Origin of the sequence: Streptomyces sp. NPDC049577 (assembly GCF_040675635.1) — a bacterium.
Classification (GTDB): domain Bacteria; phylum Actinomycetota; class Actinomycetes; order Streptomycetales; family Streptomycetaceae; genus Streptomyces.
This window is the reverse complement of sequence record NZ_JBFAPH010000278.1, coordinates 1-8,216: the sequence shown is the minus strand read 5'-3', so window position 1 is coordinate 8,216 and position 8,216 is coordinate 1. Positions and strand designations below refer to the sequence as shown.

6 protein-coding genes and 1 pseudogene are annotated in these 8,216 nt (G+C 73.8%); 1 reads left to right on the top strand and 6 read right to left on the bottom strand.

Going from position 1 to position 8,216, the window contains the following annotated elements:
• A partial coding sequence (locus AB0K09_RS25210; protein WP_366067660.1) for a prolyl oligopeptidase family serine peptidase occupies nucleotides 1-1,174 on the top strand: 1,174 nt, incomplete at its 5' end.
• A gap of 46 nt (nucleotides 1,175-1,220) precedes the next feature.
• Here the strand turns inward: AB0K09_RS25210 and proP are convergent.
• The 6 genes and pseudogenes from proP to AB0K09_RS25180 all read right to left on the bottom strand — a co-directional run.
• Entirely contained in the window at nucleotides 1,221-2,723 is a 1,503-nt protein-coding gene (proP, locus tag AB0K09_RS25205) for a glycine betaine/L-proline transporter ProP (protein ID WP_366067661.1), read from the bottom strand.
• A 157-nt stretch (nucleotides 2,724-2,880) separates the two neighbouring features.
• On the bottom strand, nucleotides 2,881-3,525 hold the full coding sequence (locus tag AB0K09_RS25200) for a GAP family protein (RefSeq protein WP_366067659.1): 645 nt from the start codon (nucleotides 3,523-3,525) through the stop codon (nucleotides 2,881-2,883).
• A 212-nt stretch (nucleotides 3,526-3,737) separates the two neighbouring features.
• The gene (locus AB0K09_RS25195; protein ID WP_366067658.1) at nucleotides 3,738-4,742 is read right to left on the bottom strand and encodes a peptidase; all 1,005 of its coding nucleotides are present in this window, start codon (nucleotides 4,740-4,742) and stop codon (nucleotides 3,738-3,740) included.
• Between the two features lie 157 nt (nucleotides 4,743-4,899).
• Nucleotides 4,900-5,964: a methyltransferase gene (locus tag AB0K09_RS25190; RefSeq protein WP_366067656.1), complete on the bottom strand. Its 1,065-nt coding sequence runs from the start codon at nucleotides 5,962-5,964 to the stop codon at nucleotides 4,900-4,902.
• 82 nt (nucleotides 5,965-6,046) lie between these two features.
• Nucleotides 6,047-7,351, bottom strand: coding sequence for a peptide ligase PGM1-related protein (locus AB0K09_RS25185; RefSeq protein WP_366067655.1), 1,305 nt, complete (start codon nucleotides 7,349-7,351; stop codon nucleotides 6,047-6,049).
• A gap of 30 nt (nucleotides 7,352-7,381) precedes the next feature.
• Nucleotides 7,382-8,216 (bottom strand): annotated as a pseudogene (locus AB0K09_RS25180) (MFS transporter); the annotation flags it as partial.

Here is an 8,216-nt window from a genome sequence, read left to right as displayed (position 1 = left end):
GCCCGCGCGCACCGCCTCGGGGGCGCTCGTGGCGCACACGGACACGGACATGGACTCGGACACGGACGACGCGCGGCGGCTCACCCTCGACGGCGTCCCCGTCACCCCGCCCGGGCTCCAGGTGCGCGAGGTCCTGGGCGTGGACGGCGAGGACATCCTCTTCACCGCCTTCGACGACCCCACCGAGACCCACCTGTGGACCTACCGGGCCGGCACCGGCCCCCGGCGGCTCAGCACGGAGCCCGGCGTCCACACCGGCACACGGCGCGGGGGCACCCTGGTGCACCTCGCGCGCCCCGCCGGCCGGCCGGGCACCCGCGCCACGGTGCACCGCCCCGGGCGGCCCGCCGTCACCGTGACCTCGACAGCCGACGAGCCCGTGCTGCGCCTGCGCGCCACCGAACTCACCACCACCGACCGCGCCCTGCGCAGCCGGCTGCTGCTGCCGTCCTGGCACCGCCCGGGCGACGGCCCGCTGCCCGTCCTGGTCGATCCCTACGCCGGCCCGGCGCTGCAGCGGGTCACCGCCACGCACGACCCGCACTCCCTCGTCTCGCAGTGGTTCGCCGAGCAGGGCTTCGCCGTCCTGGTGACCGACGGCCGCGGCACCCCGGGACGCGGACCGCGCTGGGAGCGCGAGATCCACGGCGACATCCTCGGGCCCGTCCTCGACGACCAGGTGGCCGCCCTGCACGAGACCGCCCGCCGCCACCCCGAACTGGACCTCGGCCGGGTCGCCGTGCGCGGCTGGTCCTTCGCCGGCACGCTGGCCGTCGCGGCGGTACTGCGCCGGCCCGACGTCTTCCACGCCGCCGTGGCCGGAGCGGGACTCAGCGACCAGCGCCTGTACGACACCCACTGGCGCGAACGCTTCCTCGGCCACCCCGGCGACCACCCCGGCCGCTACGAGGCCGGCTCGACCCTGCCCGAGGCACCGAACCTCACCCGCCCGCTGCTGCTCGTCCACGGACTGGCCGACGACAACGTCTTCCCCGCCGGCACCCTGCGCCTGTCCGCCGCCCTGCTGGCCGCCGGCCGGCCGCACGAGGTCCTGCCGCTCTCCGGCACCTCCCACGACGCCACCGGCGAGGCGGTCTTCGAGAACCTGCTCCGCCACCAGCTGGACTTCCTCCGCCGCCATCTGGACCAGGTCGCGGGCGAGGCACCGGAGTAGCGGAGTCCGCGCCCATGGCGCTTCCTGGAGTCACCGGGTCACCGGGTCACCGTTCGCCGGATTCGTCGGAGCGGTGGCGGTGCCACCCGGGGTGCCGCAGGCGCAACCAGATGTCACGGGCGCGGCGTCCGGCCTCGGCACGGCTGTCGGCGACCAGGCGCTCGGCCTGCTCCGGCGTCTCCACCATCGGCCCCGAGCCGCGCAGCGGCTTGCCCGCCGTCTCGTGCAGGAAGAAGGCGGAGACGGCCCCGATCACACCGGCGGCCATCAGGTAGTAGGCGGGGACCATCTCGTCGTGCGTCGACTCCAGCAACGCCGAGACGGCCAGCGGAGTGGTGCCGCCGAAGAGCGACACGGAGATGTTGTAGGAGACGGACAACGCGCCGTACCGCATCCGGGTCGGGAACAGCGCGGGCAGCGTCGCGGCCGAGGTGCCGGCGAAGAGCACCAGCAGCAGTCCCAGGACGAGACAGCCCAGGGCCGGGAGCAGCGCGCCGTTCGCCCGGATCAGCAGCATCGCCGGAGCGGCCAGCACCACCAGGGCGATGCTGCCGCCCATGAACATCGGGCGCCGGCCCCACATGTCGGACGAGCGGCCCACCAGGGTGATGGTCAGCGCCACCAGGATCATCGTGGCGAGGATCAGCAACTGGGCGGTGGTGGCGTTCTGCCCCAGGGTCTCGGTCATGTACGTCGGCAGGTACGAGGTCACCATGTAGCTGGTGACGTTGTAGACGACGACCAGCCCCATGCAGATGAGCACCGCGTGCCAGTGCCGGGTGAAGATCTCCCGCAGCCGCCCGTGCCCGGACTGCCGCCCCTCCTCGGCGGCCTCCAGCTGCTCCGCGGTCTCCGCCTGGAAGGCCGGTGTCTCCTCCAGCCGCATCCGCATGTACAGCCCGATGAGCCCCAGCGGGCCCGCCAGCAGGAACGGCAGGCGCCAGCCCCAGTCCGTCATGCCGTCGGTGCCCACGGCCGCCGTGAGCAGCGTCACCAGGCCCGAGCCGAGCGCGTACCCCACGAAGGTGCCGAAGTCGAGCCAGCTGCTCAGGAATCCCCGGCGCCGGTCGGGCGAGTACTCGGCGATGTACGTGGTGGCGCCGGCGTACTCGCCGCCGGTGGAGAAGCCCTGCACGAGACGGCACAGGAGCAGCAGCACGGGCGCGCCGAAGCCGGCCGTGGCGTAGCCGGGCAGCAGACCCACGGCGAAGGTGCTGACCGCCATCATGATCATGGTGGCGGCCAGCACCTTCTGGCGCCCGACGCGGTCGCCCAGCGGCCCGAACACCAGGCCGCCCAGCGGGCGGACGAGGAAGGCGGCGGCGAAGGTGGCGAACGCGGAGACCACCTGCGCACCTGGGGAGCTCGACGGGAAGAAGACCTTGCCCAGTGTGGCCGCCATGTAGGCGTAGACGCCGAAGTCGAACCACTCCATCATGTTGCCGAGCGCCGCCGCCGATACCGCGCGGTGCACCTCGGGGCGGTCCGTGACCGTGACGTCCTCGATCGTCAGCGGGGTCTTGCCGCGCCGCAGCAGGATCCGGTGCATCCGGTCCGTGGCCGAGGTGCCGCCCCGCTGCGGCGGAGCCTGCCCGGCCCTGGGGGTTCTCTTGCGGTCGGGGCTCATGGTCACCTGCCGGGGAATCGGGGAGGGGTATCGGTCAGGGGCGGCGCTTGCCCGGCGTGACGGACGATAAACATCGAGGTCAGCCGGTCAGCTGGTAGCTGCTCCGGCCCGTGAGCCACAGGCCGAGCAGCAGAGCGCCGACGACGATCACGTGGTCCTGGTGGCGTTCCAGCCGGACGCGCATCCGCTCCAGCCGGACGCGGGCGGAGCCGGGGGAGCAGGCCATGTACAGCTCCATGGCCAGGAACCCGGCCGTGGCCAGCACGCAGAACCCGAACAGCGCCACGAACGTGACCGGATGCGACAGATCCGCCTTGACGACGTCGGTCGCACCGGCGGCGACCAGGGCCCAGGGCTGGAGGAAGGCAGCCAGCCCCGCCGCCGTCCACACCGTGACCCGGTCCAGCCGCGACAGGATCGACGGGCGCGTGCGCACGGCACCCATCCGGCGCCACTTCCGGCGTGCGTAGACCACCAGGCCCACGCCGATCGCCAGCTTCACGGCCACCGCGGTGGTCGACGGCGACGAGCGGTGCGGCGGCGGTCGGCCGCCGGTCAGCAGGAGCACCGCGGCGACGACGACCACCAGACAGGCCAGCCACCCGAGGATGTAGGCCAGGCCCTTCCCCAGTCCGTCGCGGGCGGTCAGCAACAGGACGAACGCGGTGAGGGCCAGCGGGTCGACGGCGATGGCCAGACCGATGACCAGCAGGTCAGCCACCATGGCCGCGGGCCCCGTACGAGCGCGCTCCAGGGCGGACCGAGCCTTCGGCGAGCCGGCCGTCGCCTCTCATGGACCCATCGTCACCCGGCCCGCCGAAGGCGCGCAAACCGGACGCACGTCGCGTCGGTGGTGTCCCCCGTCACGACGGTGCCCTCCCCGCCCGGCGCGGTGACGCTCCGGGCGGGGAGGGCACGGGGGAGTTTCCGGGGGCGTCAGGTGGTCTGCGCCTGGTCGTACAGCCGCTTGGCGTCGTCGCCGAAGTACGGCCCGAACATGGTGTTGGGCAGGAAGGTGTAGCCGAAGCTGTTGACCGAAGCCTGGAGTCCGGTGCCGGTCGCCTCGTCGAACGAGGTGAACCAGGGGCCGCCGCTGGAGCCGCCGGTCATGTTGCAGGCGAGGCCGTGGTCGTTGGAGAAGAGGAAGTCCTTGGTGGAGTTCCCGCTGCAGTGGATCAGCTTGGTGCCGTCGTACGGCGCGGCGGCGGGGAAGCCGAAGGAGTACATGGGCTTGTTGTAGCCGCCGTTGAACTCCAGGCCCTGGCCCCCGACGACATCGGTGAGCCTGCGGCCGTCCAGCGGGCCGACCACGGCCATGCCCACGTCGTAGTTGATGTCCTCGCCGGCCGTCCACTGCGGTGTGGAGAGGGTCTTGGTGGCGGCCCAGGTGCCGTAGGGAGCCTGGCCGTCGTGGTAGCCGGGGACGAACACCCAGTTGGTGTGCCAGCTTCCCTGGTACTTCACGCAGTGCCCGGCCGTGACGACCGTGCTGGCGTTCTTGCTGGTGATGGCGTCGCCCGAGCAGGAGGCGGTGCGCCCCTGGAAGGTGAAGAACACCCGGCCGGAGGTCTTGACGACGGCGCCCGAGCCGGTCCACGGCCCGCCCGCCTGCGGGAAGGACTTGACGTTCACCGCGCCCCGCGCGGTGTCACCGGCGGCGGGGGCCGTGGGTGCCACGGTGGTCGTCCTCCCGGCGGAGGGCGGGGCCTTGGGTGCCGCGGGGCCGGAGAGGTCGAGCGGGGTGGCGGCGCGCATGCGCTCGGGGGTCCAGAAGGCGGCCGCGTGCTGCCGGGCGGCGGCGGAGGCGGTGGCGGTGTGCGTGGTCGGCGGGGCGGGGGAGGGACCGGGGGAGGGGGCGGCGGCGGTGGCCTGGGCCGCCGTGGCGGCCAGGGCGCCGAGGGCCAGTAAGGTGCCGGCGGTCGTGCGGCGGGGGCGTCTCACGCGTACTCCTTCTGCCGGAGCCGTGGTGCGGGTGGCCCGCACGACGGCTGTGTGGGGGCCGGACCGCGGCGTGGGCGGTCCGGGCAGACGAGTGGTGCGAGTGGAGAAGCTGCGTGAGGCAGGGTGCCACGGGACCCCGTTGATTGACAGGGGCGCGTCAAGTCATCGTGGGGGCGGCCGGTTTGACGCCGACGTGCAGCCCGTGTTCGTACGGCAGGCCGGAGTACGTCCGGACGTCCGCGAACCCGGCCCGGCGCAGCCACTCCTCGTAGTCCCTCGCCGGGTAGGCCATGCCCTCGCCGCTGGCCAGGACGTTGAGGTAGAGCGACAGCCGGGCGGCGACGATGCCGCCGGACTCGTCCTCCGCGCAGTTGTAGCCGTGGACGAGGACCGTGCCGCCGGGCGGCAGCGCCGCGTGGGCCTTCGCCAGCAGCCGCTGGATCCGTTCGGCGGAGAACACCTCCAGGACGTGGCTGAAGAGCACGCCGTCGGCGTCGTCCGGGAAGTCGTCGGCGAAGACGTCCCCGTGCCGCACCCGCACCCGCTCGGCCAGCCCGGCCGGTACGGCACCGGCCGCCCGCCCGGCCACGCTGGGCAGGTCGAAGACCGTCACCCGCAGGTCCGGGTGGCGTTCCGCGATCCGGACGGCCGTTGTGCCGTCACCGCCGCCCACGTCGAGCAGATGCCGGATCCCCGACAGTTCGCGGCATTCCGTGAGCCCGCTCAGCGACTGGAGGGTGAAGGCGGACATCGCCTTGTGGAAGACGGATTCCAGCGCGGGGTCGTGCGCCAGGCGCGCATAGAGGGAATCCCCCGGGCCGGGGTGGTCCGCCAGGGCACGTTCGTTCGTCCCGGTCCGCAGGGCAGTGGTCGTATGGGAGAACGCGGGATAGTAGACGCGCTGCCAGCCGAGCAGAATGTGCCGCCAGCTCTCCGGGCCGTCGGGGACCAGATGTTCCTCGGCGACCGCGGAGTTGGTGTACCGGCCGTCCTCCTTCTCCACGAGCTGTGCGGCGCAGAGTGCGAGGAGCAGCACGCGCAGCTGGTGGGGCGGAATGCGCACGTGTTTCCCGATGTCCTCGACCCCGGCGCCCGGGTGTGCCGAAAGGCAACCGAAGACGTCGAGCTCGATCCCGGTCACCACGGCGTTGAGGAGCGCCGGTCCGTGGGCGATGAGAAGGAAATGCTCCAGCGCCGGATCCGGCGCGCTCCACGTGCCCATGCCTGCTCCACCCTCCCGAATCACGGTTGTCGAACGCGGTGGTGCTCCCGCGGTGGTGCTCCGGAGCGGCGGCCCGGTCCGCTCAGGCGTCGGCGAACAGCTCCAGCACGCGCCGCCGGCACGCCTCGGCGCCGGGCAGGTCCTTGGCGACCACGCAGAAGACGACGTCGCGGTGCGCGGGGTCGAAGGCCGAGTCCACGATCACGCCCGTGCCGCCGCGCCGGTCGTAGGCCAGTCCGGCGTCGGCGAGCCGGCGGACGGCGGCCGCGAACGACGGGACCCGCCAGCCGACGTGTTCCAGCAGGACCCGCCCGGCGGGGTAGTCCTCGCCGACCACCCGGTCGCCGATCACCTCGTAGACATGGGTCGAGCCGGTGATCCGGCCGTTGAACTCGGTGAACCACAGGTCCCCCGACGGTGTGACGATGCCGTCGGCCGAGAGCGTGCCCCGGTAGCCCATCGCGTGCAGCGGCTCGCAGATGCGGTGCCCTCCGGCGATCAGGGCGGCGCGCCGCGACGCGTCCAGGCTCTGCACCGGCATGATCTGGCCGATCGGCGTCGGCGCGTACAGCAGCTCGCCGTCCCCGGCCGGCCGGATGCCCTCGTCCGTCAGCAGGAACTCGGCGAACACCGAGGTCGCGTCGGGGAAGTACCGCTCCACCACCAGCCGGTGCCGGCCGCCGTCGGTCAGCCGCGACCAGTGCGCCGCGAGATGGCGCCGCAGACCGCGCCCGTCGGGCAGCACCACGACGCGGGGCGCGCCGCGCGGGGTGACGCCCCCGGTGCGGCTGAGGATCTCGTTGCCCTTGCCGGCCTGGCGGAACTCCTGCTTGGTGATGACCGGCCGACCCTCGTCGAACAGCCGGCCGATCACCTGCTCGGCCGCCGCCGCGTCCGCGCACACCGCGCCGTCCGGGACCGGCGCCCCGGCGCCGGCGGCCAGTGCGCGGAAGACCGCCTTGCTGTTGACCAGGGCGCCGCCGCCCTGGCCGATGAAGGCGTGCCCGGGCACGAGGTGGAGCAGCCCGAGCGCGCGGGCCAGGTCCACCACGGCCGCGTCGGGATGGAACATGACGACGCGCTCCACCGTGCGGCCCCGCAGCGCCTCGCGCACACGGGCCCGGAAGGCGGGGTCGGCGAACAGGGCGGCCGAGAGCATCTCCCGGCGCGGCGGCACCACCGTACGCAGCGTCGCGGGATCCGTGCCGGTCAGCGACGTGACGTACCGGACGAAGCCGTCGTCGGGCCGTTCGGGGAGGACGAGCACGTCCCCGTCCCGCGCGAAGAACAGGGCGCGCTTGGCGTACCACCGGGCGGTGGCCTGCCGGGGCGCGTCCGCGCCGTCGAGCTCCTCGGTGAAGTCGTTGCCGACCAGCAGTCCCGCCATACGCGTTCCCCTCTGCCTCACTCGTTCCGTTCAGCCCGGTACCCCGGCGCGGACCGCCTCGGGCGCCGGCGCGCCGAGCCGGCGCGCGCCCAGTGCCGCGATCGCGAAGGCGGCAGCGGCGGCCCCGGCCGGGAGCGCCAGGATCCTCTCCGGCCCCACGGCGTCCGCGAGCGCGCCGGACAGCCAGCCACCGCCCGCCACGCCCAGCGCCATCGCGGTGCTCTCCAGACTCATCCCCTCCGTGAGCAGCCCCTCCGGCAGCAGCCCCTCCACCAGGACCAGCCCCGAGATGCCGACCGGAGTGACCGTCAGACCGGCGACGAACATGGCGAGCCCCAGCGACCACGCGTCCCGGGCGAGGACCAGCGGCAGCAGCCCCACGACCTGCGCGCCGAGCGCGCGGATCCACAGCTGGTGCGGCGGCCGCCGCCAGGATCGCGCCCCGTACCAGAGCCCGCTGAGCATGCTGCCCACCGCCAGCACGGCGAGCAGGGGCCCGGCCAGACCCCGGGACCCCAGCGCCTGAGAGCGGGCCACCACGACGAGTTCGAACGCGCCGACCACGCAGCCCGCGGCGAGGGCCACCGCGGTGACGACGAGCATGCCGGGCACGGTCAGCGCGGAACCCGGGCCGCCGCGCGGCCCGCGCGGCGGCGGTTCGGTACGGCGTTGCAGCGCCAGGGCCGTCGCCCCGCCGACCGTCAGCACCAGACAGCAGGCCAGCCCGGCCAGCCGGTGCACCCCCACCGTCAGACCGGTGACGAGCACCGGCCCGGCGATGAACGTCACCTCGTCCAGCACGGCTTCGAACGAGAAGGCGGTCTCCCGCCGGGGGCCGCCCGGCTCCGGTCCCCGCCGCGTCAGG